Genomic DNA, 26,684 nt, shown 5'->3' on the forward strand with positions numbered 1-26,684 from the left:
GCGGCTCGCGGGTCGGCGTGTGTGCACCGCGATGTCCGATTTCCGCGTGCACTGGTGATCCGGCACCGCGAGAATGGATCACGTGAACCCCGCACCCTCCGACCGCGACGCCCGCACGCTGCCGCTCGACTTCGATGCCTGCTATCGGGCAGCATCGGGGCGAGACGCGCGATGGGATGGCCGGGTGTACCTCGGGGTCACGAGCACCGGCATCTACTGCCGCCCCTCGTGCCCCGCTCGGAAGCCGCTGCCCGAAAACTGCCGGTTCTTTCCGAGCGCCGCGGCCTGCGTGGCCGCGGGACTCCGCGCGTGCAAGCGCTGCCGCCCCGAGGCGGTGCCGGGCACCCGTGACTGGGATGCGCGGGGTGATCTCGTCGCGCGGGCCGTGCGCCGCATACGAGAGGGCGCTATCGACACCGTCGGCGTCACCGGTTTGGCCCGCGAACTCGCGGTGAGCGAGCGGCACCTGCGTCGCATGCTGGTCGATGAAATCGGCGCCGGCCCGTTGCAGCTCGCGCGCACCCGTCGCGCGCACGCCGCACGTGCGCTCATTGACCAGACCGACCTGTCGCTCGCCGATATCGCCTTCGCTGCAGGGTTCGGCAGTGTGCGACAGTTCGGTGACGTGATGCGAGAAGAATTCGGGATCGCCCCATCGCAGTTGTCGCGCCGCGTCGACCACCGCGCAACGTCGCGCGCCGCAGAGCCGACGTCTGACGAGCGCCCGGCGCTCGCACTGCAGCTGCGCACGCGCGCGCCGTTCGAACCCGGTGCGCTGCGCGCGTCGCTTGTCGCCCATGCGATTCCCGGCCGAGATCGCATCGACCCCGACGGGTCTACGGTGCACGCACTCGACGTGCCCAGCGGCACGGCAGTCGTGCGCGTGCACTGGCCGCTCGTCGCGAGCGGCGTCGAATCGCCTGCGGACGAACCCGGCCGTGCGGGCACCGTGGCTATACCCGTCACGCTGACGCTGCCCCGCCTCGCAGATGTGATGCCCGCGATTGCGATCGTGCGTCGCATGCTCGACCTCGATGCTGATCCCGGGCAGATCGCCGAGGCGTTCGCAGCAGAGCCCCGCCTTGCCCCCCTGGTCGCCGCGCGGCCCGGACTCAGACTGCCGGCCGCGCGATCGCCTCACGAGACCGCACTCGGTACGGTGCTCGGTCAGCAGATCTCGCTCGCCGCCGCCCGCACCGTGCAGGGCCGACTTGCCGCCCGCTTCGCGACGCCGCTCACCGGCACAGCCGCAGCCCCCGGATTCCACGGCGCGCTCGACGTCGCCGCGATCGCCGCGGAATCGGCGGAGACCTTGCGGGAGACGCTCGGCCTGACGAACCGGCGCGCTGCAACACTGCGCGCCCTGGCGACCGCGATCGACGGAGGGCTCGACCTCGGTGCCGGCGCCGACCGGGAGGCCGCCCGACGCGAGCTCGCGGCACTCCCCGGAATCGGGCCGTGGACGGTCGAGATCATCACGATGCGCGCACTCGGCGACCCCGATGCGTACCCTGCGGGCGACCTGATTCTGCGGCGGGCGCTCGGCGATCCGACACCCCGCGAAGCCGAGCGGATCGCCGAGCCCTGGCGCCCCTATCGCGGGTATGCGACGCAGCACCTCTGGGCAGACTTCTTGGAATCGACCGCGCGAAAGGACCTCGCATGACCACCACACCCCTCCGCCGAACCGTCGTCGACGTGGTTGGAGCCCCGTTCCACGCGATCTGGTCGCCCCTCGACGGCGCCGTGCTCGCGGCCGGATTCGCCACCGAGAACGACCCCGAGGCGCACTCACTTGCGGAACGGCTCGGGCGCCTCGACCCTGATGCGGTGGCGGGCGGGATCGTCGAATCGCGCGATGACGAACTCCCGATCGCACAGGCCCTCCGGGCCTACGCCGCTGGCGACCTGCGCGCGATCGACGCGCTCGCGGTGCGTCAACCCGAAACTCCGTTTCGCGGCGAAGTCTGGCGCGCGCTGAGAGGGGTGGCGCCCGGTGAGGCCGTCACCTACACGGAGTTGGCATCGCTCGCGGGTCGCCCGACTGCCGTGCGCGCCGCGGCGTCGGGCTGCGCCAATAACCTCGTAGCACTGATCGTGCCGTGTCATCGCATCATTCGGCGAGATGGCGGGCTCGGCGGGTACCTCTTCGGAACTGAGATCAAAGAGCGTCTGCTGCAGCATGAAGGCGCCTGGCAGCCTGACCTTATCGAGCTCGCAACGAGCGGTTCGCGTGCCGAGTGACGATCGTTCGTCGCGGCGTTGTCGGGAGCGATGATGCGGCCCGGTGGCCGCGCGGTGGCTCAGGCTGGCGAGAAGCGGTTGCGCAGTTCAGCTGCGCGACGAATGTCGCCCTCAAGTGCGGCGGTCTGCTCGGGAGCGAGCGTGCCATTCTTCTTCGCATTGTCGAGTCGCTCGAGGCCGGCCTGCACCTCGGTGTCCAAACCATCGAGCACAATCTGCTGAATGCTCTGCGGCAGGCGCTGAAAGCTTGTCGTATCCATACCATTCACGGTACAAGGTGAGACGTGTATCCGTCACATCCTGGCACGAACTGCGATGCGTGTTCTGCAAAAAGTCGGTGAATCTGCTGAGTTCATGTGATTCCCCTGTGGGTGACTCATGGACTTGGGGTGACCGTGACGTCGATCACTGCCGTGCGCTGCTCCTGCGGATCCTCGGGCACGGCGCCTCGGAACTGATACTCGAACTGCACGCGGGTGGAGCCTGAGCCGATTGCCGTCAGCGAATAGGTCAGGTGATTCGGTGCACCGACGCTGCCGTTCTCACCGAGATACTCGGTGTGCTGCTCGGGCGCGGTCAGCACCGACGGATCGGGACCGGCAATCACGACCCACGCCGACCCCACCGAGGCGTTCACCTCTCCGAAGTCGACGACGAGCTTGTCGCCTTCCGCGATGTTCGCGGTGTGATCGGTGAAGTCGACCGTCACCGTCGTCGGTGCGGCCGCGCACGAGGTCAGCGAGAAACAGAGGAGTGCGGTGGCAGTTGCCGCCAGAGCGCTCACCGTTCGGATCATCATGTGCTCACGATAGCGGTGCGGTTGTTTCGGGTGCGGCACCGGTTGGCGGCCGGAAACAGAAGAACGGGCCTAATCGTGGAGGAAAAGGCCCGTTCAGAGGGGATGACGGGAATCGAACCCGCGCTATCAGCTTGGGAAGCTGAAGTTCTACCATTGAACTACATCCCCAGAGGAGCGTTGCGGCTCCAACGTTTCAACCCTAGCAGACCGGGTGCCCCGGTTCGTTCGGGTTGAGTCGCTACTGGCAGACCGCGGCCGCGGTGAGCTTCGCTGTCTGATCGTCGGCGCTCCACCCGAGCTCCGGGGCGACGCCCTGCGCCTGTGCGAGCGAGGCGAGCTGGAACGCGAGTGCCTGCACGAACGCGGCACCGGCCGACGAGTTGTTCAGCGAAACCACCACAGAGAAGCCGCTGTCGGGGTCCGTATATGCCGCCGTCAGTGTTCCCGTGATCGCGCCGCTGCGGCCGTAGAGGGGGCCGATCTTCTCGACGCCGAAGCCGTACAGGCGCCCCTCTGCCGCGACCTCTTCAGTCGGCTCGCCGTTCTCATCGCGGGCCGGGTTCGTCGTGGGCTGCACGTCAGTCACCACGTTGCTCGCCTCACCGCCGAACTTGCCGCCGAGGTAGTCGGTGTAGAAGTTCTTCAGATCCGACACCGTACTCACCGTGGAGCCGGCGCCGGCCAGCATCGAGGGGGAGACCTCAGCGGTCTCGACGGGACCGGCGTCGCACACGGCTTTGCCGCCGCTCGACGCATAGGTGAGGCCCGCCAGCGTGTTGCCGGAAATCGTGGTGGCACTCTGGTTGGGGTAGTACGACGACCCCATGCCGGCCTTCGAGAAGACGTGCTCGTTGAGCAGATCCGGCAGCTCTTCGCCGGTCTTGACGTGGATCGCGCGCGCGAGCAGTACAGCGTTCGAATCGGAGTCGTGGAAGTCGCGGCCGGGCCACGATTCGGGCGAATGCGCGAGTCCCTGGGCCAGCAACTCCTGTTCCGGCCAGGGGCGCGACGGATTGTTGGCGAAGATGTCGGTGTAGCCGGCCTTGAAATCGGCGACTCCGGATCGCATGTCGCACAGCTGACGATAGGTGACCCCTGAGATGCCAGACTGGCGGGTCAGATCCTCCGACACCTCGGTGTCGAGATCCATCTTTCCCTGGTCGACCAGATCGAGCAGAAGCGCGCACATCACCGGCTGAGATGCCTGAGCCGCGCGGATCCGCGTCGCCCCATCGATACCGCTGTCGCCGTAGCCGCGCACGTATTCGCTGTCATCGTTGCCCCACACGCCGACCACGGCCTCAGTCGAGCCGCTCAGCTGCATCGCGTTGGCGACGGCGTCATCGATGCTCGTCGCGAGACCAGCATCGATCGTGTTGACATCGCCAGACGCCGAGACGGTTCCGCCTCCGGTGCACGCCGTGAGTCCGAGCGCGGCTACGACGACAGCGCCGACGGCAAGCAGACGAGTGCGGTGTGCAAAGCGCGGGATCAAATTCGGCCGCCAATCTCGGGATGAACAGGACACAGAACACCCGGGAGTCTACTGTGTGGATCTGGGAAGAACGCTGCCCGGTGGGGCGAGGTGAGGCTGTCCTTACTAGAATGGCCGGGTGACCATTTTTGCGGATGACGTGATCGCCGGTGTGACCCGGCACATGAACGGTGACCACACCGATGACAATCTCCTGATCGCGAAAGCGTTCGGGTACCCCGAGGCGCGCTCCAGCACGATGGTCGGCGTCACGGGAGCGGGCGGCCAATGGCGCGTCGTCGATGCCGCTGGCGAGCACGAGCTTTCGGTTGCGTGGCCGGGCGGCGAGATCTCCGAACGGCCCGAGATTCGTCGCGAGGTCGTCGAACTGTACAAGGCGGCGTGCGCGAAGCTCGGAGTTCCTGCTCGCGACGAGCATGCGGAGCCGGCGGGTGATCACTCGGGTGATCATGCCCACGCAGCGCACGGGCATCACGGCGCATCTTCCGAGACCGCCGAGGCTTCTGCCGGCGAGCGGCCGTTCTCCGTCGTGATTCGCGAGAGCTCGTGGTCGGATCACTCCGACAGCGAAGGCGCCACCTTCATGGAAGACATCATGCGCGGCAAGGGCACGCTGCAGGACTACATCGATCTCGTCGCGCAGCACTACTTCATGTATGAAGCACTCGAAGCCGCCGCCGAGCAGGTCGCCGCCGACCCGCGCTTCGTCGGATTCCACACCCCTGCTCTCGTGCGTATCCCGGCCCTCGAGGCCGACCTCGTGCACCTGATCGGCGCCGACTGGCGAGAGCGCATCGAGGCGGTTCCGGCGACCGTCGAGTATGCCGCGCGCATTCGCGAGGTCGCCGCTGACGGCTTCGTCGCCGGCGTCGTCGCCCACCACTACACCCGCTACCTCGGTGACCTCTCGGGCGGGCAGTACATCGCCAAGCGCGTCGCCAAGCAGCATGAACTTCCGCGTGAAGGCATCGCGTTCTACGATTTCACCGCGCTCGGCGACCTCGGCGATTTCAAAAACGAGTACCGCGCTGCACTCGACGTGCTCGGTGAACAGCTCGACGACGCCGAGCGTGCGCGCATGCTTGACGAAGTGCGTCGTGCGTACGCCTTCAACACCGAGGTGTTCCGCGACCTCGGCAAAGCCAAGCTCGCTGCAGCCTAGACGGCATCGTGAGACGGAGGGGGACGGGCAGTGCTCGTTCCCCTCTTCTATCTATCGCGTGCAATTTTCATTAGGCGCCAAGTAGTATGGTGACTTATGAATGAACTTATCGGCGCAAAACAGCAACTCTTGCTCTCGCGAATCGCTGCGGACGGGCAGGGCCGGCTCGTTATGCTCGTGCTCACCACGGCACGCCGCATTGACGAAGCGTGTGCGCAGCTTCTCGAACAATACGGTCTCTCAGAGGGGCGGTTGGCGGTGCTCCTCGCGATCGAATCGGGGCAACACGTCACCCCGCGAGATCTCGCACGCCAATTAGAGGTCACCCCCGCAACGATCACCGGTCTCGTCGAGCACCTTGTCACCGGTGCGCTGGTGGAACGTCAGTCGCATGCGTCGGATCGCCGCACCCACCTGCTGTCGCTCACCGCGAGCGGCACTCGCCTGCTCGCTGCACTCACGCCGCTCTACGCCGAATGGATGCAGCAGCTCGAATCGGGCCTTTCGGAAGCCGATTTCGAGGCCGCCGAAGATGTGCTCGCCCGAATGCAGCACAACACTGTTGCGGTGCCCGGCGATGAGTGAGCGGGGTGCGGCACGCCGCACCGATATCTCGTCGGAGCATGCGCGTGCGCTCAACAGCGGAACCGCCGAATCGCGCACGCTCACAGAAGCACTCGCGGTCGACCACGTCGAGCTCCTCGAGCACGTGCTCCCGGACATCGATCCAGCCACTCGGGCGTCGATTCGCGAAGCCGCCGATGTCGGCATTCTGCGGCGCATGACGCGCACCGGCACCCTCCTCCGCGGCGCACTGGATGCTGCTGCCACGGCAGCATTGGCGCACCACGCTTCGGACACGGTGCGCGGCTGGTACTGCTTCGCGGTCGCCGCGCGCGAGCCCCAGGGGGTGAACACGCTGCTCAATGACCTGCGAGTGTCTGCGGACGACCCCCACTTCGCAGTGCGTGAGTGGGCGTGGATGGCGGCACGGCCCCAGCTCAGCGCCGATCTCCAACGAAGCATTGAGGTGCTCGTGACGTGGACCGCTGACCCATCAGAGCGAGTACGCCGTTTCGCGTGCGAGTCGCTGCGCCCGCGAGGTGTCTGGGCCACCCACATCGCCGAACTCAAGCAGCACCCCGAGCTGGGAGAGCCGATCTTGCGACCGTTGCGAGCGGACCCGTCGCGCTATGTGCAAGATTCAGTCGCGAACTGGATCAATGACGCCGCGAAAACACGACCCGATTGGGCGCAGCAGCTTTGCGCGGAATGGGAAGCCGACAGTGAGAACCCCGCGACGAAACGCATCGTCTCACGTGGACTCCGGTCACTCGTCAAATCGCCAACCGGTTAACCGTTGAAGGCTGCCGCTGTAGCGGCACCGCGGGCGAGCGAAAACGCTACGCGTTTTCTTCGCGCCCGCCACCCCGCGCTTCGCTCCGTGGGCCGCCGCTGTTGCGGCGCCAGGGACGAGTTGCGAAAGCTACGCTTTCTCCTCGCGTCCCTGCATAAAACGCACAACGTTGGGGTCGACGATCACATCGCGCGGTTGCAACGGGCGCTGCAGGTACAGTCCATCGAGTGAACGCACGCGGCTGAGCGCAACATACGTTTGCCCAGCGCTGAACGCACGAGGTCCCAGATCGACGACCGCGGCATCGTAGGTGTGTCCCTGTGATTTGTGTACGGTGACCGCCCATGCGAGACGGAGGGGGAACTGCTCGAACTCGGCGACCACCTCTTTCTCGAGCTTCTTCGTCTCCGCGTCGTAGCGGTAGCGGTATCGCTCCCACACCATCGGTTCGACTTCGAACTCCTCTTCACCGATCTCGACCCAGACAGTGCCATCGACGCGTGAAACCGTGCCTATAGTGCCGTTGACCCACCGGCCGTCGGAGTCGTTGCGCAGGAACATGACCTGCGCCCCAGCCTTCAGCTCGAGCACCTCATCAGCCGGATACGTGTTTTCGCGGAACTCGCCGTTGACCTCGGCGACGGCGCGCAGCGCGGACCCCTTGATTTCGGAGAGCCGTTGCGCATTGATGCGGTTGACCGTCGCATTCGTCGTCGCGAGCGTGATGACATCGCGAGGTGCGGGGCGAGCGCCTGCGGCATTCAATTCGTTCGCCTGATCTTCGGCCACGACCCCGTGTCGCACGGCGCCGAGGATCTGCTTGAATCGGTCGTCGCGCTGGCGATGCACCTCGAGCAGCTCGATCGTCGAGAGTGACGTCGTGCTCCAGACGTTCGCATCGAAGAACCAGAGCGACCGATAGGTGTCGTCGAAGTATGCGCGTTCGTGCGGGTCGCGCGGTGGTACGGGAGGCAATTGATAGGGATCACCGAACATGATGATCTGCGCGCCGCCGAAGGGGTCATGCTTCTTGCCGCGAGCGAGGCGCAGCGAGCGATCGATTGCGTCCATGAGGTCGGCTGAGACCATCGAGATCTCGTCGATGACGAGCGTGTCGATCGCGGCGAGCATCTTCTTGAGCTCAGCGGGCTGATCGAGATCGTGGTCGGCGATGATGCCCGTCGGCAGGCGGAGCAGCGAGTGGATGGTCTGGCCGCCGACGTTGAGTGCGGCGACGCCGGTCGGGGCGCAGACCGCGATGATCTTGCTGGTGTTCCACGAGAGGTGATTCAGAATCGTGGATTTACCGGTGCCCGCGCGCCCGGTAATGAAGAGGTGCTCGCGCGTGTGTTCGATGCGTTCGTACACGGAGAGCTGCTCGGCAGAAAGTTCAGGACGGGCCACCCGAACAGGCTACTGCCCCGGAGCGCACGTGGGGTGCGCGCTCCGGGGCAGTTGTGGATGACGCGGGATCAGCCTGCGCGACGAACCATCCGCACGACGAAGGCGGCGAGGCCTCCGAGCACGGCGAGTGCTGCGGCGATACCTGCGACGACCGGAGCATTCGCGCCGGTGATGGCCAGCGCACCCGGTGCCTTGGCGCCTGCAGCCGCGGTGTTGCCGGCTGACGGCTGATCGGTCGACGCCGGGTCAGTGGTGCCCGGATTCGAGGTGCCGGGGTTCTCGGCGCCCGGATCGGTGGTGCCGGGATCCTCGGTGCCCGGATCCTCAGTGCCGGGCGTCGGCTCGGGGTGGTTCGTGGGGGTGTGGACGATGTCGTAGTAGACGCCGGGGTTGGCTGCGTCGGGGATCACGCGGTAGGTGAACTCGGTGTCGGTGAGTTCGGTGATGGGGACGACGCGGGTGAAGAGGGGGTTGCCGTCTGCGTCGCGTGCGGTGATGGTGCGGGTGGAGCCGTCGGCTGCGACTTCCCAGTCGCCCTGCATCTTGGGGCTGTCGTCGAGGTTGTACATCGTGAAGGTGCCGTCGATGTTGTAGTAGGCCCAGCCGACGAAGTTTGCGACGTTGGCGTCGTCGAGTGCGACGGGGTTGCCGTTTTGGTCGACGGCGCTGGTGGTCTCCCACGGGGTCGAAGCGAGCGTCTCCGAGGGGGTCAGTGCTGCGGTCTCCGCTGCGGCGCCGAACGCGCTCGTCGATGCTGCAGGGGCAGCCGGGGCGGAAGCGGCAAACGCAGCGCCTGCCGGCAGCACGCAGAGCGTCGCTGCGGCCACGGCGGTAGCAACCAGCAGCGGTCGGCGAGTGCGCCGAGGCGTGGTGGCTGCGGAGGGGGTGGTGCGATCAGACATCGGGGTTCCTGTTCTTCGGCGATCGTGTGTTTCCACGCTACGAACGATGCAGAACGGGGGAATCAACCGATTGGTTGAACCTGCGATATATCGCGGAGGTGCAACTCAGATGCGAATCACTCCGCGCTTCACCGCCGCTGCGATCGCGGCCTGACGATTGTCTGCGCCGAGCTTGATGAAGGCGTGGTGCAGATGGGTCTTCACGGTTGCCTCGCTGACGACGAGCTGCCGCGCAAGATCGCGGTTCGACAGACCCGTTGCCGCCAAGGTGAGTACTTCGAGTTCACGCGCCGTCAACGCGTCGTCGGGGTGCTCGGATCGGCGACCCAGGCGCTCGGCAATATTGCCCGCGCGACCGCCGGATGCGGCTGCTCTGATGGCACGGAAGACCTCTTCTGGTCGGCTGTCTTTGACGAGGTACCCTGCGGCTCCGGCATCTGCAGCTCGCACGACGTCCGCATCTGAATCGAATGCAGTAAAGACGATGACGCGCGCGGCGTCTGGGGCTGATCGAATCGCGCGGGTCACGTCGAAGCCGTTGGGAAGCCCTTCACCGAGATCGAGGTCGACGAGCGCGACGTCAAACGTATGCGATTCCAGACGCGCACTCGCCTCGTCAAGGCTGCCGGCCTCAGCGCTGACCTCGAGGTCGCTCTGCGTCTCGAGTAGAGCACGCATACCGTGCCGCACGACCGGGTGGTCATCGACCAGCAGAATTCGAATCATGAAGTGATCGTCCCTTCGTCCCCGCAGTGCAGTGGCACGCTGGCAGCGATCACCGTACCCTGCCCGACCTGGGATTCGATGGCGAGCTCGCCCCCGAGATCGCGTAGGCGCCAACGCATTGCCCGGAGCCCGTACCCACCGCCATCGATTCGAGGCTCCGTGGCTGGTTCAGAAGCATTCTCGGCGTCGAACCCGCACCCGTTGTCGACGACGTCGACGCCGATGGACGTGGGGAAGAAGGTCAGGGTGACCCGAACGGTGTCGGCCTGTGCGTGCGCAGCGGCATTCAGCAATGCCTCCCGAGTGACCCGTTGTAACGCATGTACGACTGGGTCTGGCACGTCGGTTTCGGTGCCGGAGATCACAAAATGCGCTCCGGCGGCGTCGGCCTCGGCTCGAAGCGCGCTCGTGAGCGTCACTCCCGTCGTGCGGGGGTCTGCGAGGCCGTGCACGAGCCGGCGGGTTTCGACGAGTGTTTCTCGAAGGGCCTCGCGCGCGTCTGCCACGGTGTCGTCTGCCACGGCTCGGTCGCCTCGCTGGTCCACTGATTCAAGGAGGAGGAGTGCACTTGCCGTTCGTTGCACCACGGTGTCGTGCAATTCGCTGGCAAACCGATTGCGTTCGGCGAGGGCGCCCGCCTCTCGCTCGAACCGGGCGAGTTGCGCCCGAGTGTCGGTGAGCTCGGTGATGACGGCGCGTTTCGCCGCGATCGTCTGCGTCAATGCGGCGTAGGCGTACGAGAGTACGAGGCCGCCGAAGAACGGGCCGAGCACGAGACCCAGATCTTGCCCCCGCGACATGATGAGCAACCCCAAGCTGACGGCGACGACGATGATCGTCGAGATGATCAGAGCCGTGCGTGTCGAGAGCACCCGGTGCACCGCAAAGACGAGTGCGAAAGCGCACCAGCCAAACGATGGGGCGAGCACGGTGAGCGGGAGCCAGAGCGCCGTCGCGAGCAGAATGCCCACGCGCTGTTGCGTGAGTGCCGTGTCTCGAACGAGCGGGCGCGCAACCGCGATGCCATAGGCAATTCCCGTGCCGATCGCGAGCACCAAAGCGAGTATTCCGGTGCCCTCGAGCGGGTGGTACACGAAATAGCGCCACGTGCAGACAGCGAGCAGGATCGCAAAGCCAGCGTCAACGGTCAGGTCGAGGGCCGGGCTGCGGTCGGCATCCGTGCGGGCGTCGGTCATACCTCCGAGACTACGCGGAGCCGCCGACACTGCGGTTGAACCCTAGCCGCGCGCTTTGACGGGCAGGAGGAGCAACAGCCCGATGAGGAGCACGATGCCGATGCCGATGATGCCGAAGATCGTCGAACCGCCAATGGCGATGGCCACGGTGAAACCGAGCGGGGCGAGGAACGAAACGGCTCGGCCCGTGGTCGCATAGAGGCCGAAGATCTCGCCCTCCCGACCGGCCGGAATGAGTCGCGCGAGGAACGATCGGCTTGCTGACTGCACTGGGCCGACGAAGATGCACAGCAGGAGTCCGAAGACCCAGAACACCCAGGTACCGAAGGAGTGCAATGCGAAGACGAGCAACGCGCAGACCACCATGAGGAGAATCGACCAGATCATGACGCGCTTCGCGCCGAGTCGATCCTCGAAAATTCCGACGCCGATCGTCGCAAGGCCGGCGACCACGTTCGCGGCTATGGCGAAGAGGATCACCGTCGTGTTGTCGAAACCGAAGCTGCGGGCGGCGATCACGCCGCCGAACGTGAAGACACCGGCCAGCCCGTCGCGGAATACGGCGCTTGCGAACAGAAAGTAGAGCGTCTGGCGCGCATTGCGCCACAGATCAGCAATGCTCCGGAATACATCTGCGTAGGCGCTGAAGAACCAGCGCCCGCCGCTCTTCGGGTGGTGTGTGGCTTCGATCTCGGGGACGGCAAAAAAGACTGGGATTGCGAACACCGCGAACCAGGCGGCCGACAGAAGCATCGCGATGCGCACGTTCCAAGAACCTTCGGCCGTGACCCCGAACCACCCGACATCCGGGAAGATGAAGCCGACCAGGATGATCGCGAGGAGCACGATGCCGCCGAGGTACCCCATGCCCCAGCCGATGCCCGAGATCTTGCCGACGTTGCGGTTGTTGGCGATTTGGCCGAGCATCGCATTGTAGCTCACGCTCGCGAACTCGAATGCGACGTTGCCCACGGCGAGCAGGAAGAGTCCGAAGATGAGGAACTGCTGGTTTGGGGCGACGAACACCATGAGCACGGTGCTCGCAACCACGATGGCGGTGTTGACGCCGAGCCAGAATTTGCGGCGCCCGGCCTGGTCGGTGAGTCGACCGATGACCGGCGCGAAGAGTGCGACGACCACGCCGGCGATGAGCAGCGCGACGCCCAGTTGCGCGGAGACTTGCTCCTCCGGGCCGAACGGGGCGCTCGTGATGTAGACGCTGAAGACGAACGTCGTGACGACGGCGTTGAACGACGCCGAGCCCCAATCCCACAGCGACCAGGCGAACACGGTGCGCTTCTTCACGGATTCGATGTCTGCGGGGCCCGACGAGGAGGGGGCCGGCAGGACGTGCTCGGTCATAGGGACAGCGTAGCTGTGTGCAAGCACCGGAGCACGGGCGATTTGCGCGGAGTTCAGCGCCGAGACACCACTCGTTCTCCGAGGTGGAGCTTCCGACCCCGTCGATGTCAGAGGTGCTGCGTATGCTCGGAATCCACGTTCGATTACCGTCAGGAGATCCCATGTCGCTGCAACACACCGTCGTTTTTCGTCTGGTGCACCCCGCCGGGTCGACGCAGGAGCAGGAGTTTCTTGAAACCGCCCATCGCTTACTTACGGGCATTCCCGGGGTGACCGAGTTCGCGGTGAATCGGCAGGTCAGCTCGAAGAGCGATCTTGAGTGGCAGTTCAGCATGGTGTTCGTCGACCAGGCGGCGTACGAGGCGTACAACGATCACGCCGTGCACCAGGAATTCGTTGCGACCCGGTGGGTCACAGAGGTGGAGTCGCATCAGGAGTACGACTTCGAATCGCATCCACTCGCGGGCGATTCTGAGAGTTGAGTGAGATCGACTCAAGTTTGCGAATGTGAACTTGACCTTCATGCGGGTCCGAGTAAACTTGAGTCCATCAGGCTCAACCTCGAACTCGTGATTTCGCGGGGCCGTGGACGAGTGCAGACTCCGGGTGGCGATGAGCCTCCCGAATTCAACGAACGAAGGAGAACACATGTCACGTGCAGTCGGCATCGACCTCGGCACCACCAACTCGGTGGTCTCAGTGCTCGAAGGTGGCGAGCCCACGGTCATTGCGAACGCAGAGGGCCTTCGCACCACCCCCTCGATCGTCGCTTTCACGAAGGACGGCGAGGTGCTCGTCGGTGAGACCGCGAAGCGCCAGGCGGTCACCAACGTCGATCGCACCCTTGCTTCGGTCAAGCGCCACATGGGCACGGACTGGAAGACTGATGAGATCGACGGCAAGCGCTACACCCCTCAGGAGATCTCCGCTCGCACGCTCCAGAAGCTGAAGCGCGATGCCGAGACCTACTTGGGCGATAAGGTCACCGACGCCGTCATCACCGTTCCGGCGTACTTCAACGACGCCGAGCGTCAGGCGACCAAGGAGGCCGGTGAGATCGCGGGCCTCAACGTGCTGCGCATCATCAATGAGCCGACGGCTGCTGCCCTGGCGTACGGCCTCGACAAGGGCAAGGAAGACGAGCTCATCCTGGTCTTCGACCTCGGCGGCGGCACCTTCGACGTCTCGCTGCTCGAGGTGGGCAAGGACGACGACTTCTCCACCATCCAGGTGCGTTCGACCGCAGGCGACAACCGCCTCGGCGGCGATGACTGGGATCAGCGCGTCGTGCAGTGGCTCATCGAGCAGTTCAAGACCTCGACCGGTGTCGACGTCGCGAATGACAAGATCGCGCTGCAGCGTCTGAAGGAAGCGGCGGAGCAGGCGAAGAAGGAGCTCTCGAACTCGATGAGCACCCAGATTCAGCTGCCCTACCTTTCGCTCACGGAGAACGGCCCTGCGAACCTTGACGCGACGCTGACTCGCGCCAAGTTCGAGGAGCTCACCAAGGACCTGCTCGAGCGCACGCGCAAGCCGTTCCAGGACGTCATCGCAGAGGCCGGCGTGAAGGTGGGCGACATCGCTCACGTCGTGCTCGTTGGCGGTTCGACCCGCATGCCCGCTGTCACTGAACTCGTGAAGTCGCTCACCGGCGGCCGCGAGCCCAACAAGGGCGTCAACCCCGATGAGGTCGTTGCCGTGGGCGCTGCCCTGCAGGCCGGCGTGCTGAAGGGTGAGCGCAAAGACGTCTTGCTCATCGATGTGACTCCGCTCTCCCTCGGCATCGAGACCAAGGGTGGCATCATGACGAAGCTCATCGAGCGCAACACGGCGATTCCGACGAAGCGGAGCGAGACCTTCACGACCGCGGAAGACAACCAGCCTTCGGTTGCCATCCAGGTGTTCCAGGGCGAGCGCGAGTTCACCCGCGACAACAAGAACCTCGGCACGTTCGAGCTGACCGGCATCGCGCCGGCTCCGCGCGGCATTCCGCAGATCGAGGTCACGTTCGACATCGATGCCAACGGCATCGTCCAGGTGTCGGCGAAGGACAAGGGCACCGGCAAGGAGCAGACCATCACCATCTCGGGTGGCTCAACGCTCTCGAAGGAAGATATCGAGCGCATGGTGCGCGAGGCGGAAGAGCACGCTGCGGAAGACAAGCAGCGCCGCGAAGCCGCTGAGGTGCGCAACAACGCCGAGCAGCTGGCGTACTCGGTTGAGAAGCTCATCACCGAGAACGAAGACAAGCTGCCCGAGGACGTCAAGACCGAGGTGCAGGGCGATCTCGATGCGCTGAAGCAGGCGCTGGCCGGTGAAGACGACGAGGCGGTTAAGAACGCCTCCGAGAAGCTGGGCCAGAGCCAGACCAAGCTCGGCGAGGCAATCTATGCCGCCGCTCAGGCCGAAGCACCCGCCGAGGGGGCTGCCGAGGGCGAGTCGAACGATGACGACGTGGTTGACGCCGAGGTCGTTGAAGACGACGAGGAGAAGAAGTAACCATGGCGAACGAGGAACAGCGCACGCCCGGGCAAGACCCGAACGCTGACGAGGTTCCCGCTCAGGAGCCGGAGTCGCAGGACTCCGGCTCCGCCGGCCAGGCATCCGAGCAAGACGCGCAGGCCGATCTCACGGTCGACGATATTCTCGGTGCCGAGCAGAGCGAGGACGCGGCGGCGGCGGATGACGCCAATAACCCGTATCTCGACGATCTGCGTCGCCTGACCGCGGAGTACGCCAACTATCGCAAGCGCACTGAGGCGAACGCGCTGCTCGAAAAGCAGCGCGCGATCGCCGCGGCCGTGACGCCGATGCTCACCGTGCTCGACGATCTTGATCGGGCTGAGAAGCACGGCGACCTCACCGAAGGCACCGCGTTCGCGACGATCGCTCAGAAGATTCGCGGTACGTTCGAGCGGCTCGGCGTGCAGAGCTTCGGCGAAGCGGGCGAAGTGTTCGACCCGCAGCTTCACGAAGCGATCGCTCAGGTGCCGGTGCCCGGCACCGAGCAGCAGACCGTGCTTGACGTGGTCGAACGGGGCTATCGCATCGGCGATGTCGAGCTGCGCCCCGCCAAGGTAGCGGTGGCGGTGGGAGCGGATGGCTAGTCAGGATTGGCTCGACAAAGACTTCTACCAGCTGCTCGGCGTTTCGAAGAGCGTCAGCGACGCTGACCTGAAGAAGTCGTACCGCAAGCTCGCTCGCAAGTATCACCCGGATTCGAACCCGGGCGATGCCGCAGCCGAAGCAAAGTTCAAGGAGATCAGCGAGGCCTACTCGGTGCTCTCGGACTCCGAGCAGCGGGCCGAGTACGATCAGATCCGCGCAATGGGCGCCGGCGGTGCCCGTTTCACCTCGGGCGGCGGCGCGCAAGGCTTTGAAGACATGTTCGGCGGCCGTTTCGGCGGCGCGGGTGGGCGCAATACCCACTTTCAGTCGGGCGGTCCGCAAGGCTTTGAAGACCTCTTCGGCGGTATGTTCGGCGGCGGGGCCCCTCGGGGTCCGCAGCCCGGCCGCGATATTCAGGCCACGACGACGCTCGATTTCGAAACAGCCGTGCAGGGCAAGACCGTGACGCTGCAGGCGTCCACGGGCTCCGTCAAGGTCAAGATTCCCGCGGGCGTTGCCGACGGTCAGAAGATCAAGGTGCGCGGCAAGGGTGAGCCGAGTCCGACCGGTGGGCCGGCGGGCGACATCATCCTGACGGTGAGCGTGCGCAAGCACCCCGTATTCGAGCGCGACGGCCAGAACCTGCGGCTCAAACTGCCAGTGACGTTCTCGGAGGCCGCGCTCGGCGCAACCGTCGAGGTACCGACGCTCGGCGGAGCCCCGGTGAAGCTCAAGGTGCAGCCCGGAACCCCGAGTGGTCGGGTGCTGCGCGTGAAGGGTCGTGGAGTTTCGAGTTCCAAGGGAACCGGCGACCTGCTTGCCGAAGTGCAGATCGTGGTGCCGTCGCACCTGTCGGCCGAGGCCACTGAGGCGCTCGAAGCGTTTCGTGCCGTCGAACCGCAGGAGAACCCTCGCGAGGATCTGCTCGCGCGGGCGAAAGGGTAACTCGAACATGCGATCGGGCGAGGCGCGGTACCGAGTCATGCACTCGTGCCGCGCCTCGCGCCTCGTGCAACATCGACGTACAGAAAGCAGGTGAGCATCATGGCGCTTCCGCAGATGGACCGTTTCACACCGGTCTTTGCGATCGCCGCAGCCGCAGAGCTCGCGGAAATGCATCCGCAAACCCTGCGGCAGTACGACCGCATCGGCCTGGTGTCTCCGCAGCGCACCCGTGGCAATACGCGTCGCTACTCCCTGCACGATGTCGCCCGACTGCGCGAAGTGGCTCGACTCTCAGCCGAGGGGCTGAGCCTCGAAGGCATCCGTCGCGTGCTGCAGTTGGAAGACCGTGTACGCGAACTCGAAGGGCGCGTGCGCGACCTCGAGCGGGCCCTGACGGAAGAACGTCTGCAGCGCCCCGACCGACGCGTCTTCGCGGCCGGCTCGGCCGGAGGCGAAGTGGTGACGCTGAAGCGCGGTACGCGTATGCGACGAAACGCGGAAGTCGTCGTGTGGCACCCGTGATCGGTGCTGATTCCCTGCCCGATCCGGCGGCTGCCTCAGGCGCTGAGACTCCGAGCGAGCGCCACCCACTCATCGACGACCGGCTCACCGAGGTGTTCGCGCAACTCAGCCGTGATCCCGACTTCGACGCCGAAGAGCTCCAGGCATTCGACGCCGCAGATCACCTCATCGTGCGCACCGCCGCGACCGCGGCCCCTGACCTCATCGCCGTACCCGGCAAGACCGTCGTCATCGGTGATCGACACGGCGCGCTCGCACTGGGGCTCGCCACGCTCGGGGCCACGGCGATCCGCACCCACCAAGACCCGCTGCTCGGAGAGCGCGCGCTCGCGCAGAACGCCGATCGGCTCGGGTTCTCCGATCGATACCTTGCTCACGAACTCAACGCAGAACTGCTCTCAGGGGCGCGCCTCGTGCTGCTGCAACTGCCCCGAGGGCTCGACGCGCTCGATGAGATTGCGACCGCGATCGCACGGTGGGCTGACCCTGACGTACGCGTCTTCGCCGGTGGCCGGGTGAAACACATGACGCGCACCATGAACGACGTGCTGGCCCGCTCATTCGTCGACGTCTCTGCCGGGCTCGGCTGGCGCAAGTCGCGAGTGCTCACGGCGAGCTCGCCGCGGTCGGTTGCCGCAACTGACTCCGGCGAGATCTCGCCGCGCTGGGGCGATGATGCGGCGCTTGACTTCCGCCTCGCCGCCTTCGGGGCGACCTTCGGCGGCCCGGTGCTCGATCACGGCAGTCGTCTACTGATCGACACACTGATGACGGCGCCGCCCGTGGCAACGCAGATTGTCGATCTTGGGTGCGGCAACGGGGTGCTCGCGGTGACTGCGGCGCGAACGTTTCCGACAGCACGCGTGATTGCAACGGATCAATCGACGGCGGCCGTCGCAGCGACTCGTGCGACCGCTGAAGCCGCCGGGGTCGCAGATCGCATCGACGTGCAGCGCGCCGACGCGCTTGAAGCGGTACCCGACGCATGGGCAGACCTGATCCTGCTGAACCCTCCGTTCCACACGGGAGCCACGGTGCACGCCGGAGTCGGTCAGCGACTCATCAGAGCCTGTCGTCGCGCATTGGCGCCGGGCGGCGAGCTGCGGCTCGTCTTCAATTCGCACCTGCCCTATCGATCGATGATCGAGCGCGAGATTGGTCCCGTGCAGCAGCTCGCGCGTACAGCAACCTTCACGGTGCTGGCGGCGCGGCGTCGGTGACGGAGCATCTCAGGCTCCGCGGCGGCGATCGTCGCCCGCCCGCGCTCGAATCAGATCGCGCACCGTGACCTGGTGGGCCCGGGTGCCGTAGTCGTCGGCGGTGATACCGGTCAGAAAAGCGCCGGGATCGACCTCGAGTGCGGTAGCGATCCGCACTAGCGACTCCGCGGTCGGGCTCGATACGCCCCGCTCGATCTTGCCGATACTGGTCCAACTGATCTGCGCCAACTCACCCAAGTCCTCGAGCGAAATACCCAGCTGATGGCGCACCTCGCGCACGCGCCGGCCGATCTTCACGGCAGCATCTGAGTGGGTCTGGGACACCGCACCATCGTCCAAGACCCAGGCGATCAGCACCAGAAGCCAAACACCCTGTGCGCAAACGCATCAAACCAAGACGTCAGGCCGCATTCCGCGACCACTGCCGACGATACGCTGGAACCCATATGACGAACTCAGCACCGCTATTTCTCCGGAAATTGGCCCCGAGCATCTACGGGCCCTCGGTGCTGTTCTCGCTCGGCGAGTACGCGATCCTGCCCCTTGTGCCCGTCATCGCAGTGCAGATGGGTGCCGGCATCGGGCTCGCGGGCGTGATCGCATCGGCCGCGGTCGTGGGCCAGGTGCTCGGCAACCTTCCCGCGAGCTGGGTCGTCGCGCGAGCGGGGGAGCGCACGGCGATGCTGATCGCCGCGGGCGTCGCGCTGCTCGGAGCGCTCGGGATCGCCTTCGCTCCCAGCCCCGCCGTGTTGGGGCTGGCGGTGTTCGTGATCGGCTTCGCCGGTGCTGCGTTCGGGCTCGCCCGCCACTCGTTCATGACGAACCGGGTGCCGATCGCGTTTCGGGCCCGCGCGCTCTCGCTGCTCGGTGGCACCAATCGTCTCGGTCGCTTCGCCGGGCCGTTTGCCGCAGCGGGGCTGATCGCGCTCACGGCGGATCACGAATCGCCGGTGTGGGCATTCGTCGTCTGCCTGATCCTCGCTGCCGCGCTCGTCGCCTTTTCGCCCGACCCCGAACGCATCGTCGTCGCGGCGCCGCCCCAGCTCACGGATACGGGATCTCTGCCGGCGCCCCCGCGCGACGGTGTGTGGGGAGCAATGCGCGATGGTGGGGCGGGGCTGCTGCGTGTGGGTGGCGCTTCCGCGATCCTCGCGGGCATGCGCTCGATCCGCGACGTACTACTGCCGCTGTGGGGCGTCTCGATCGGGCTCGACGCCACGCAGGTGGCGCTCGTCGTGGGCATCTCGGGCACGGTCGACTTCGCACTGTTCTACACGAGCGGCCAGGTCATGGATCGCTACGGGCGCCTGTGGGCGAGCTTGCCCGCCATGATCGTGATGGCCGTCGGATTCGGGGTGCTGTCGATCAGCCACGACCTGCCGGGTGCTGGGTACTGGCTGCTCGCGGTTGCCATCGTCGTCGGGCTCGGCAACGGGCTCTCCAGCGGTATCAATATGACGCTCGGCGCCGACCTCGCGCCGCAGGGAAACCCGGCCCCGTTCCTCGCGGCCTGGCGCACACTCACCGATTTCGGCGGTGCGGTCGCGCCGCTCGCGATCTCGGGTATCGCGGTCGCGTCGCTGCCGCTCGCGAGTGGCGCTGCCGGAGTGCTTGCGGTGCTCGGAGCGATGGGATTCGCCAGGTGGATCCCGCGCTACATTCCGCACACGCGCGGCGGGCGCGGCCAGAACGGGCCCACCGGCAAGTGAAGCTCGGGCGCGGTGGGGGTCAATGACCCCGCCGCGCCTGAGGACTGCTCGGATGCGCGCTTTGTAGACTGGGCGCAGCTCGTCGCGCATCATCGCGCGGCTCCCGCGCGGCGTGCCGCGCGGGCTCGTCCCAGCATCGACCGAAGGAACCACGCGCACCGTGAGTACCCCAGAAGGCCCGGCACCGCTTCGCATCCTCATCGGCTGCGATACCTTCCTGCCCGATGTGAACGGCGCGGCCCGTTTCGCCGAGCGCCTCGCTGCCGGCCTGGTGCAACGGGGGCACGATGTGCACGTCGTCGCTCCCTCGAAGCGCCACAATCGCACGGGATCGTTCGCCGAGACCATCGAGGGCGAGCAGATGACGGTGCACCGCTGGGCGAGCTGGCGGTGGTACCCGCACGACTGGCTGCGATTCGTGCTGCCGTGGCGGGCACGCGGCTACGCCCGCAAGTTGCTCGATCGCGTGCGGCCCGATGTCATTCACATCCAGTCGCACATCGTGATCGGGCGCGCGCTCGCCATCGAGGGGTCGAAGCGCGGCATTCGTATCGTTGCGACGAACCACGTCATGCCCGAGAACGTGCTCGACTTCACGCTGCTGCCCGAGAAGGCCAAGCGGGTGTTCGTGCGCTGGGGCTGGAACGCTGCCGACCGTGTACTGCGTCTCGCCTCCGCCGTGACGACGCCGACCCGTCGCGCTGCCGATTTCCTCGAGCGCAGCACGCACCGCCGCGGGGTGCTGCCGGTGAGCTGTGGGCTGCGCGCCTCGAACTACACGGCGGACCTCACCCCGCGCACCGCCAACCGGCTCGTGTTCGTCGGTCGTGTCACGCTCGAGAAGGAGATCGATGTGATTCTCCGCGCGATCCCGCGCCTCGATGCCGAGCTCGACGTGCGCTTCACCGTCGTCGGAGACGGCGATCAGCGGAAGAATCTCGAAAAGCTCGCGGTTGATTTAGGGATCGCCGATCGGGTGGAATTCACCGGTCGTGTCACCGATGAGCAATTGCGAGCGCACCTCACCCACGCCAGCATCTTCACCATCGCATCGATCGCCGAATTGCAGTCGATCGCGACGATGGAAGCGATGGCTTCTGGTCTGCCCATCGTCGCGGCCAACGCGATGGCGCTGCCGCACCTCGTTCACGATGGAGAGAACGGCTATCTCTTCCAGCCGGGCAATGATCGTGAGCTCGCGAGTCGCATCCGCCGCATTCTGGCGCTCTCACCCGACGACTACCGCACGATGCAGCAGGCCTCGCTCGACGCCGTGCAGGTGCACGACATCGATCGCACCCTCGACACGTTCGAGGGCCTGTACCGCGGCGACGCGCGGGCCTGACCGTGCATGTGCTCATCGTCACCGACCAGCACGCCGAGTCGCTCGGTGGGGTGCAGGTGGCGATTCGGCTGCAGCGGCGCGCGCTCGAGCGGCAGGGGCACCGGGTTACGATCGCGGCTCCGGCATTGCACCGGGCGGGCTATGTGACATCGGCGCAGGATCGCCGGGCGTACATCGACTTGCCGTCGCGGGCGATCACCGCAGATCGCGAGTACGGCATCTCGTGGCCCGGACGTCGCACGGATCGGTTTCTGGCGCGGGCACTCGCAGCGTTGCCTCCGGTCGATCTCGTGCACATCCAAGGTGACTTCTGGGGTGCCCTGATCGGCATCCGTGCGGCGCGTGGGCTCGGTGTGCCGATCGTGCACACCATGCATAACCACGTCGACGCAGGTACGCGCGCGGTGACGCCGTTCGCACCTGTCGCGTTCGCCGGACTGCGCGGGTGGCGTGCGCTCGCACTCGGGCGGCCCCGAGGGGCAGTCTCGCCGGCGTCGCGAGGGGCCTGGCGCTACCTCGCCGAGATCGCCGCCGAGGCTGCAATCGTCACGGCGCCGTCGCAGCACTTCGCCGACGAACTCGTTGCACACGGCGTTGCCGAGTCGGTGCGGGTGACGGCGGGGGGTGTCGACGATGACGTGATCGCGGAGACCCGGGAACGGTCGCGCTCGCCGCGCAGCCGACCGAAGCTCGTGTGGCTCGGACGCATGAGTCAGGAGAAGCGGGTGCTCGAGTTCATCGAAGCGATCGCGGCCTCAGCGATTGACGCTGATATCGCGTTGCACGGTGCCGGATTGCTGTTGCCGCGCGTGCAGCAGCGCATCGCCGACTTAGGGCTGACCGATCGCGTCACGATTCCCGGGCCCGTGCCGTATGCGGAGGCGCTCGCTGCGATCCGTGATGCGGACGCGCTGGTGCAAACCTCGGTGGGCTTCGAAACTCAGGGGCTCACCCCCTATGAAGCCGCGGCGCTCGGCACACCCACGATCTTCTGCGACCCCAACATCGCGCAGGACGTCGCGGTGACTCCGCAGTGGTTGGTGACCGACCGCAGCGTGAACGCGCTGGCCGCGACCCTGACCGAGGCCGTCACAGCCCTCGCCGGCGCGATCGACGGCGAGACGTACCGGGTCTCGGTCGAAACGTCGGCGCGCTTCTTGCAGTCGGCGCGCAGCGAGGAGATGCTCGCAGTGTACGCAGACGCGCTCGATCAGCGAGGCTGAGCCGCAGCTCGGCATGCTTCGCCGCTGGCCGACGTCACGCGCATACGCGAGAGGCCCGCACTCCAATGGGTGCGGGCCTCTCGCGAAATCGTTGGCGTTTGTCTGCCGACTTAGAAGCGCCACACAGCGGCGGTGAAGCCTGCCGGGGGAGCCGGGGTCCAATTGGTCTCTTCGGTCACGAGACCGGAGCCGCCGGGGCTGTTCGACTGCACGATATCGAACGTGCCGTCATCGTTCACCGCGGTGATCAGTACCGTGTGCACGCCGGTGACCCACGAGGTGGGGGACGAGGTGTACTCGTACTGGATGATGTCGCCCGCATCAGCGTCGGCGAGCGTCATGCGGGTGGCGCCCTTGTAGTTGTTGACGGGGTCGCCGCTGCCGGTCCATGCGGCACCGCCGGCGAGCAGCCAGCGCTGAGCCGACATGATGCACTCGCCCGGGGCGCTCCAGCCGGTGGGGCGGCTCGTGCCGACCTCGCTCTTGGCGAGCGCGATCGCGGCCTTGACGTCGTAGTTGTGGGGAACCTTCGAGACCTCTTCGATCTCGAGGACCGAATCGATCGAGGTGCCGGCCAGTGCCTCGCTGGTGGTGTCGAGTTGCTGCGACACTGCGGTGGCGGGCTGAACGGAAGCGGCGGGGGAGGAGAAGTCCTCAAGAGGCGCGTCGGCTACCGCGGGTGCTGCGCCGAGGGCGAAGGTAACCGTGGATACCAGGCCGACAACGAACGCCTTGGCAGATAAATTCACTCGTAAAACTCCGGACTTTCCAACAAAAAGCGCCGGGCGGTGGCCCGTGCGCCTCAACCAGTATGCGTTACCTTTCTGTTACTTTCAAGTTCGGCCACGTTTTCTCAGATCTGCTCAGGGTTCTCACGGGATCACATCCGCCCTGGATCAGGCGCCCCTCTATAGTGAGAGCGCGTCGATCGCGACCGCGTGATCGCCTCGGTTCTGACCGGTGACGAGAACACGCTAGACTGGATCGCGCTGGCTTCGGCCAGTGAGGAGGATTCGCCTAGCGGCCTATGGCGCACGCCTGGAACGCGTGTTGGGTTCACGCCCTCAGGGGTTCAAATCCCCTATCCTCCGCCACAATGATTTAGCCCCTCACCTGGACTTTTTGTTCCGAGGCGAGGGGCTTTTTCTGTTTCATGTGCCGTCTTGTGTGCTAACCAGCATCTGAGACGTGCCGCGCGAACCCATCAATGGCTGAGCGTTGCATCGTGGGTGTCACGTGGCTGTATATGTTCATCGTTGTCGTGATGGTCGAATGGCCTAGTCGTTCTTGGACGACTTTCGGGTGGATACCCATCTCGAGCAGCAAAGTGGCGTGAGTGTGCCTAAGGCCCTTAAGGGTGATGCGGGGGAGAGACTCAATCGTCTCCTGAGCCCGCGTCACACGGTAGGTCCAACGACGACTGACCTCATTCGGCGAACGCAGCTCGCCGACAAGATTCCCGAATATGTACGACTCTGCGCGCGCGAGTTGTAGCGAGATCGATCCCCGCGCGGCCTTGTAAGACTTCAACGCTGCGAGCGTGTCAGCGTCCACGTCGAGAACGCGAGCGGAGCCAGTTTTCGTCGTCTTCGTCGCGTTGCGCTGAGTAACGTCTGCAGCGCGGCGGAGGCTGATGCTGGCTGTGCGGAAGTTGATGTCGCCCCAACGCAATGCGAGAGCTTCTGAGCGGCGCATCCCGGTGTAAGCGATCGTGCGCCAGAGTGTGAAGAGATCGTCGTCGAACGTGTCACGGTTCCATGTCAGGAACGCGTGCAGCTCTGCGCCGGACCATGTCAGGATCTCCGGCCGTGATGCCCTGATTTGCTTCCCGGCCGGCGCGTTCACCGTGCGCTTCTTTTTCGCGGGATTGATGGCGATCAAGCCGTCATCGACTGCCGTGTCGAGGATGGCACCGAGCACGATGTGGACCTTGTTTACTGAGTTTGCAGAGAGCGGCTGTCCTTTGTTCGCGCCGTCTTGTCGTCCCGACGCTTCAAGCTCGCGATACAGCCGCGCAATCCGCGACGCTGTCAGTTTGTCGACACGAAGCGATCCGATGTGTGGGCTGATGTGGTTACGGATGATCTTCCGATAACCCTGAATCGTGGAAGCTGCCAAACGAAGCCCGTTTACCCACTCATCTCCGTACTGACTGATCGTGGGTGAGCTCGACGCGAACTTCTCGAGGTTCCGACGCTTCGCCAGTGCCTTGCCCAGCGCCTCGTCAGCTTCATCCATTGATCCGAAGCCGCCACGAGTTAAGCGACGTTCCCCCATTTCTGGGTGATCGGGGTCGACAGGAACGTAGATCTGGAACTTCCATCGCTCCCCGCCCTTCGTTGCGTACGGCAGCAGAGAGCCACGGCCCCGGCGTCGAATTCGCTTCTTTGGGGAATTAGTCATCGCGAGGGCCTGCCGTGAAGCCGAAGATTTCGGATCGTTCGAAAGAAGGAGGGCCGACCTCGTGTGGTCGTTCCTGCGGATACTTCTTAATCATCTCGCCGGATAGTTCCATCTCACGCTTCGCGTCATCAATGAGGTTCTTAAACGTGGTGGCCATTCTGAGCGCGCCAGGATCGTTGGGTTTTTCCTCGTGGATTTTTGCCCACCTCTCGGCATCATTGGCCCATCGGTCATAGGCCGTTATTGCGGCGTGACGGCGATTCCACCAGTAACTGTTTCGTTCGTGTGAGGAGAAATCCTTTATCTCTGCTCTCACCCACGCCCGGGCCTCTCCGAGCGATAGATCTGCGGGGATTGTCGTGCCGAGGGGGTGCTCGTCTTCAGATGGGATGAGCATGTCGGATGGGGATACCTGCAGTGCATTAGAGATAGCCATCAAATCGTCGACATCGACGCGACGGTTCCCGTTCTCGAGTCGACTGAGTGCTGCGACGGGGATCGGCCAACCCAGGTCTGTGAGCCTCGCCGATAGTGCAGCAAGGTCCATCTGCGCATCCTGGCGTGCCTGCCTCACCCGTGCGGCAACAACCTCTGATGTTCGACCCTTAGCGTTACCGCGCTTCTTCTCCGATTCCATAAGTAGGAAGCTACATTCCGAGTTTGACAAATGCAAGTTCGGGCGTTTAGGCCCAGAAACGAACTTCCTAGTTCAGCAAGGAGATTACGAAAGAAGGAAAGGAGACCCAGTGTCCAGTATTCAAGCAGTTGGGACGCTCGAGCAGGCCCGCGCATCACAGGCAGCAACACTCACTCGACTGGATGCGGCGGCTATCGCGGGCGTCGATCCTCGCACCATCACGGCAGGCATTCGGGATGGTGTTATTCCGGCCATCAAGATTGGCCGCCGTGTGCTCATCCCTCGTGAAAAGTTCTTGAAGCTCTTCGACGGGGGCGACTGAATGAGCCCGCCGCTGCTCGAAGCAGCACCCCTTCCCGTGAATGGCTCGCACCGCACCGGAACCCCCAGAGGGAGTCGCAACAAGTACAGCGAACAGGAACAAAAGTGGTTCCGCGTTCGAGTCGATGAGGCTGGATCGATTGATCCGGATGTTGTCGAGGAAGACGCCGATGGCAACGCCATCCGCACAACCCCAGTCCTCTTTGATAACCGTCTGACGTACTGCCTTCAAGCACGCGACGGGCGACTTATTCCGATCAAGGCCGTAGAGCTCGCAGATTGGCTTAACCGGTTCTATCGCGTCGACCGATCGAAGAAGAGGGATGCTCCGGCCGTCTACGTTCTCGATCCTGACGACCACGGCATGTGGTCTGGAGGAAGAGTTGCGCAGGTTCCACTCCATCGAGGTTCCTGGTGGATCAAGCAGTCAGACGATTCAGTCTTGCTGATTCCCCAAATGCATACGGCTCCGTTGTCAAGGCTGAAATTCGGCATCGACAAGCGTGGCACCGTTCACGCTCATTACCCCGAAACAACGCAAACCCCCACCGAGACTGCGACCAAACAAGTTCTCGATGGGGGCCCGAACAATTGATCAGGAGGA

At 65.2% G+C, this 26,684-nt stretch carries 28 protein-coding genes and 2 tRNA genes; 17 read left to right on the forward strand and 13 right to left on the reverse strand.

What is annotated here, in order from left to right; genetic code table 11:
- Positions 1-82 precede the first annotated feature (82 nt).
- Both AMS67_RS13265 and AMS67_RS13270 read left to right on the forward strand, forming a co-directional pair.
- Entirely contained in the window at positions 83-1,666 is a 1,584-nt protein-coding gene (locus AMS67_RS13265; RefSeq protein WP_206541772.1) for a DNA-3-methyladenine glycosylase 2 family protein, read from the forward strand.
- Entirely contained in the window at positions 1,663-2,244 is a 582-nt protein-coding gene (locus AMS67_RS13270; protein ID WP_053387800.1) for a methylated-DNA--[protein]-cysteine S-methyltransferase, read from the forward strand. Before AMS67_RS13265 ends, AMS67_RS13270 begins: the two co-directional genes overlap by 4 nt.
- Before the next feature lie 59 nt (positions 2,245-2,303).
- Here the strand turns inward: AMS67_RS13270 and AMS67_RS13275 are convergent, their stop codons facing one another.
- The 4 genes from AMS67_RS13275 to AMS67_RS13290 all read right to left on the reverse strand — a co-directional run bounded on the left by AMS67_RS13275 (position 2,304) and on the right by AMS67_RS13290 (position 4,538).
- On the reverse strand, positions 2,304-2,504 hold the full coding sequence (locus AMS67_RS13275; protein ID WP_053387801.1) for a hypothetical protein: 201 nt from the start codon (positions 2,502-2,504) through the stop codon (positions 2,304-2,306).
- A gap of 116 nt (positions 2,505-2,620) precedes the next feature.
- Entirely contained in the window at positions 2,621-3,043 is a 423-nt protein-coding gene (locus tag AMS67_RS13280; protein WP_156316674.1) for a hypothetical protein, read from the reverse strand.
- Between the two features lie 97 nt (positions 3,044-3,140).
- A tRNA-Gly gene (locus tag AMS67_RS13285) sits at positions 3,141-3,211 on the reverse strand.
- A gap of 70 nt (positions 3,212-3,281) precedes the next feature.
- Entirely contained in the window at positions 3,282-4,538 is a 1,257-nt protein-coding gene (locus tag AMS67_RS13290) for a serine hydrolase domain-containing protein (RefSeq protein ID WP_053387803.1), read from the reverse strand.
- A gap of 118 nt (positions 4,539-4,656) precedes the next feature.
- Between AMS67_RS13290 and AMS67_RS18150 the strand changes: the two genes are divergently transcribed.
- The 3 genes from AMS67_RS18150 to AMS67_RS13305 all read left to right on the forward strand — a co-directional run bounded on the left by AMS67_RS18150 (position 4,657) and on the right by AMS67_RS13305 (position 7,057).
- Positions 4,657-5,700 (forward strand): biliverdin-producing heme oxygenase, encoded by a 1,044-nt coding sequence (locus AMS67_RS18150; protein WP_169782368.1) that lies wholly within the window; start codon positions 4,657-4,659, stop codon positions 5,698-5,700.
- A gap of 96 nt (positions 5,701-5,796) precedes the next feature.
- Positions 5,797-6,285, forward strand: coding sequence for a MarR family winged helix-turn-helix transcriptional regulator (locus tag AMS67_RS13300; protein WP_053387804.1), 489 nt, complete (start codon positions 5,797-5,799; stop codon positions 6,283-6,285).
- Positions 6,278-7,057, forward strand: coding sequence for a DNA alkylation repair protein (locus AMS67_RS13305; RefSeq protein WP_053387805.1), 780 nt, complete (start codon positions 6,278-6,280; stop codon positions 7,055-7,057). The genes AMS67_RS13300 and AMS67_RS13305 overlap by 8 nt, the downstream gene beginning before the upstream one ends.
- A gap of 129 nt (positions 7,058-7,186) precedes the next feature.
- Here the strand turns inward: AMS67_RS13305 and AMS67_RS13310 are convergent, their stop codons facing one another.
- The 5 genes from AMS67_RS13310 to AMS67_RS13330 form a co-directional block, all read right to left on the reverse strand.
- The gene (locus AMS67_RS13310; RefSeq protein ID WP_053387806.1) at positions 7,187-8,461 is read right to left on the reverse strand and encodes an ATP-dependent DNA helicase; all 1,275 of its coding nucleotides are present in this window, start codon (positions 8,459-8,461) and stop codon (positions 7,187-7,189) included.
- 68 nt (positions 8,462-8,529) lie between these two features.
- Positions 8,530-9,363 (reverse strand): DUF4822 domain-containing protein, encoded by an 834-nt coding sequence (locus AMS67_RS13315; RefSeq protein WP_053387807.1) that lies wholly within the window; start codon positions 9,361-9,363, stop codon positions 8,530-8,532.
- A 105-nt stretch (positions 9,364-9,468) separates the two neighbouring features.
- The gene (locus AMS67_RS13320; protein WP_053387808.1) at positions 9,469-10,089 is read right to left on the reverse strand and encodes a response regulator; all 621 of its coding nucleotides are present in this window, start codon (positions 10,087-10,089) and stop codon (positions 9,469-9,471) included.
- Positions 10,086-11,285: a sensor histidine kinase gene (locus AMS67_RS13325; RefSeq protein WP_053387809.1), complete on the reverse strand. Its 1,200-nt coding sequence runs from the start codon at positions 11,283-11,285 to the stop codon at positions 10,086-10,088. The genes AMS67_RS13320 and AMS67_RS13325 overlap by 4 nt, the downstream gene beginning before the upstream one ends.
- 42 nt (positions 11,286-11,327) lie before the next feature.
- Positions 11,328-12,647 carry an MFS transporter gene (locus AMS67_RS13330; protein ID WP_053387810.1) on the reverse strand — a complete coding sequence of 440 codons (1,320 nt, stop codon included), beginning with the start codon at positions 12,645-12,647 and terminating at the stop codon, positions 11,328-11,330.
- A gap of 161 nt (positions 12,648-12,808) precedes the next feature.
- On the opposite strand from AMS67_RS13330, the gene AMS67_RS13335 reads away from it, so the two are divergent.
- From AMS67_RS13335 to AMS67_RS13360, 6 genes are all read left to right on the forward strand, one after another.
- Positions 12,809-13,129 (forward strand): Dabb family protein, encoded by a 321-nt coding sequence (locus AMS67_RS13335; RefSeq protein ID WP_053387811.1) that lies wholly within the window; start codon positions 12,809-12,811, stop codon positions 13,127-13,129.
- 166 nt (positions 13,130-13,295) lie between these two features.
- Positions 13,296-15,146 carry a molecular chaperone DnaK gene (gene dnaK / locus AMS67_RS13340; RefSeq protein WP_053387812.1) on the forward strand — a complete coding sequence of 617 codons (1,851 nt, stop codon included), beginning with the start codon at positions 13,296-13,298 and terminating at the stop codon, positions 15,144-15,146.
- 2 nt (positions 15,147-15,148) lie between these two features.
- Positions 15,149-15,754, forward strand: a complete 606-nt coding sequence (locus AMS67_RS13345; protein ID WP_053387813.1) for a nucleotide exchange factor GrpE — start codon at positions 15,149-15,151, stop codon at positions 15,752-15,754.
- Positions 15,747-16,700, forward strand: a complete 954-nt coding sequence (locus tag AMS67_RS13350; protein ID WP_053352073.1) for a DnaJ C-terminal domain-containing protein — start codon at positions 15,747-15,749, stop codon at positions 16,698-16,700. The genes AMS67_RS13345 and AMS67_RS13350 overlap by 8 nt, the downstream gene beginning before the upstream one ends.
- Before the next feature lie 99 nt (positions 16,701-16,799).
- Positions 16,800-17,222, forward strand: a complete 423-nt coding sequence (locus AMS67_RS13355; RefSeq protein WP_239683945.1) for a heat shock protein transcriptional repressor HspR — start codon at positions 16,800-16,802, stop codon at positions 17,220-17,222.
- On the forward strand, positions 17,210-18,442 hold the full coding sequence (locus tag AMS67_RS13360) for a class I SAM-dependent methyltransferase (protein ID WP_156316675.1): 1,233 nt from the start codon (positions 17,210-17,212) through the stop codon (positions 18,440-18,442). Before AMS67_RS13355 ends, AMS67_RS13360 begins: the two co-directional genes overlap by 13 nt.
- Positions 18,443-18,451: 9 nt before the next feature.
- Here AMS67_RS13360 and AMS67_RS13365 read toward each other — a convergent pair whose 3' ends face one another.
- Positions 18,452-18,766: a helix-turn-helix domain-containing protein gene (locus AMS67_RS13365; protein ID WP_053387957.1), complete on the reverse strand. Its 315-nt coding sequence runs from the start codon at positions 18,764-18,766 to the stop codon at positions 18,452-18,454.
- A gap of 122 nt (positions 18,767-18,888) precedes the next feature.
- Here AMS67_RS13365 and AMS67_RS13370 point away from each other — a divergent pair, with 122 nt between their 5' ends.
- The 3 genes from AMS67_RS13370 to AMS67_RS13380 all read left to right on the forward strand — a co-directional run bounded on the left by AMS67_RS13370 (position 18,889) and on the right by AMS67_RS13380 (position 22,719).
- Complete coding sequence (locus AMS67_RS13370) at positions 18,889-20,151, forward strand: MFS transporter (protein WP_053387814.1); 1,263 nt, start codon at positions 18,889-18,891, stop codon at positions 20,149-20,151.
- Positions 20,152-20,311: 160 nt separating this feature from the next.
- Positions 20,312-21,496, forward strand: a complete 1,185-nt coding sequence (locus AMS67_RS13375) for a glycosyltransferase (RefSeq protein WP_053387815.1) — start codon at positions 20,312-20,314, stop codon at positions 21,494-21,496.
- A 2-nt stretch (positions 21,497-21,498) separates the two neighbouring features.
- On the forward strand, positions 21,499-22,719 hold the full coding sequence (locus tag AMS67_RS13380; RefSeq protein WP_053387816.1) for a glycosyltransferase: 1,221 nt from the start codon (positions 21,499-21,501) through the stop codon (positions 22,717-22,719).
- Between the two features lie 110 nt (positions 22,720-22,829).
- Here the strand turns inward: AMS67_RS13380 and AMS67_RS13385 are convergent, their stop codons facing one another.
- Entirely contained in the window at positions 22,830-23,468 is a 639-nt protein-coding gene (locus AMS67_RS13385; RefSeq protein WP_053387817.1) for a hypothetical protein, read from the reverse strand.
- Between the two features lie 257 nt (positions 23,469-23,725).
- Between AMS67_RS13385 and AMS67_RS13390 the strand changes: the two genes are divergently transcribed.
- A tRNA-Ser gene (locus AMS67_RS13390) sits at positions 23,726-23,813 on the forward strand.
- Positions 23,814-23,889: 76 nt separating this feature from the next.
- On the opposite strand, the gene AMS67_RS13395 is transcribed toward AMS67_RS13390, so the two are convergent.
- Positions 23,890-24,957, reverse strand: coding sequence for a tyrosine-type recombinase/integrase (locus AMS67_RS13395; protein ID WP_053387818.1), 1,068 nt, complete (start codon positions 24,955-24,957; stop codon positions 23,890-23,892).
- A 157-nt stretch (positions 24,958-25,114) separates the two neighbouring features.
- A complete protein-coding gene (locus AMS67_RS16950) occupies positions 25,115-25,759 on the reverse strand; it encodes a helix-turn-helix domain-containing protein (protein ID WP_082305520.1) in 645 nt (214 codons plus the stop codon).
- Positions 25,760-25,868: 109 nt separating this feature from the next.
- Here AMS67_RS16950 and AMS67_RS13400 point away from each other — a divergent pair, with 109 nt between their 5' ends.
- Together AMS67_RS13400 and AMS67_RS17450 are read left to right on the forward strand one after the other, a co-directional pair.
- Entirely contained in the window at positions 25,869-26,081 is a 213-nt protein-coding gene (locus tag AMS67_RS13400) for a helix-turn-helix domain-containing protein (RefSeq protein WP_053387819.1), read from the forward strand.
- Entirely contained in the window at positions 26,082-26,675 is a 594-nt protein-coding gene (locus AMS67_RS17450) for a hypothetical protein (protein WP_156316676.1), read from the forward strand.
- Positions 26,676-26,684: the final 9 nt, after the last annotated feature.

The sequence above is a fragment of the Leucobacter japonicus genome (assembly GCF_001273855.1).
GTDB lineage: Bacteria > Actinomycetota > Actinomycetes > Actinomycetales > Microbacteriaceae > Leucobacter > Leucobacter japonicus.

Bases quoted from the DNA above. Each gene is read 5' to 3' on its own strand.
- AMS67_RS17450 (WP_156316676.1), top strand. From the start codon at position 26,082: ATGAGCCCGCCGCTGCTCGAAGCAGCACCCCTTCCCGTGAATGGCTCG.
- AMS67_RS13305 (WP_053387805.1), top strand. From the start codon at position 6,278: ATGAGTGAGCGGGGTGCGGCACGCCGCACCGATATCTCGTCGGAGCAT.
- AMS67_RS13280 (WP_156316674.1), bottom strand. From the start codon at position 3,043: ATGATGATCCGAACGGTGAGCGCTCTGGCGGCAACTGCCACCGCACTC.
- AMS67_RS13350 (WP_053352073.1), top strand. From the start codon at position 15,747: ATGGCTAGTCAGGATTGGCTCGACAAAGACTTCTACCAGCTGCTCGGC.
- AMS67_RS13335 (WP_053387811.1), top strand. From the start codon at position 12,809: ATGTCGCTGCAACACACCGTCGTTTTTCGTCTGGTGCACCCCGCCGGG.
- AMS67_RS13275 (WP_053387801.1), bottom strand. From the start codon at position 2,504: ATGGATACGACAAGCTTTCAGCGCCTGCCGCAGAGCATTCAGCAGATT.
- AMS67_RS13320 (WP_053387808.1), bottom strand. From the start codon at position 10,089: ATGATTCGAATTCTGCTGGTCGATGACCACCCGGTCGTGCGGCACGGT.
- AMS67_RS13345 (WP_053387813.1), top strand. From the start codon at position 15,149: ATGGCGAACGAGGAACAGCGCACGCCCGGGCAAGACCCGAACGCTGAC.
- AMS67_RS13395 (WP_053387818.1), bottom strand. From the start codon at position 24,957: ATGGATGAAGCTGACGAGGCGCTGGGCAAGGCACTGGCGAAGCGTCGG.
- AMS67_RS13355 (WP_239683945.1), top strand. From the start codon at position 16,800: ATGGCGCTTCCGCAGATGGACCGTTTCACACCGGTCTTTGCGATCGCC.
- dnaK (WP_053387812.1), top strand. From the start codon at position 13,296: ATGTCACGTGCAGTCGGCATCGACCTCGGCACCACCAACTCGGTGGTC.
- AMS67_RS13270 (WP_053387800.1), top strand. From the start codon at position 1,663: ATGACCACCACACCCCTCCGCCGAACCGTCGTCGACGTGGTTGGAGCC.
- AMS67_RS13315 (WP_053387807.1), bottom strand. From the start codon at position 9,363: ATGTCTGATCGCACCACCCCCTCCGCAGCCACCACGCCTCGGCGCACT.
- AMS67_RS16950 (WP_082305520.1), bottom strand. From the start codon at position 25,759: ATGGAATCGGAGAAGAAGCGCGGTAACGCTAAGGGTCGAACATCAGAG.
- AMS67_RS13370 (WP_053387814.1), top strand. From the start codon at position 18,889: ATGACGAACTCAGCACCGCTATTTCTCCGGAAATTGGCCCCGAGCATC.
- AMS67_RS13300 (WP_053387804.1), top strand. From the start codon at position 5,797: ATGAATGAACTTATCGGCGCAAAACAGCAACTCTTGCTCTCGCGAATC.
- AMS67_RS13330 (WP_053387810.1), bottom strand. From the start codon at position 12,647: ATGACCGAGCACGTCCTGCCGGCCCCCTCCTCGTCGGGCCCCGCAGAC.
- AMS67_RS13325 (WP_053387809.1), bottom strand. From the start codon at position 11,285: ATGACCGACGCCCGCACGGATGCCGACCGCAGCCCGGCCCTCGACCTG.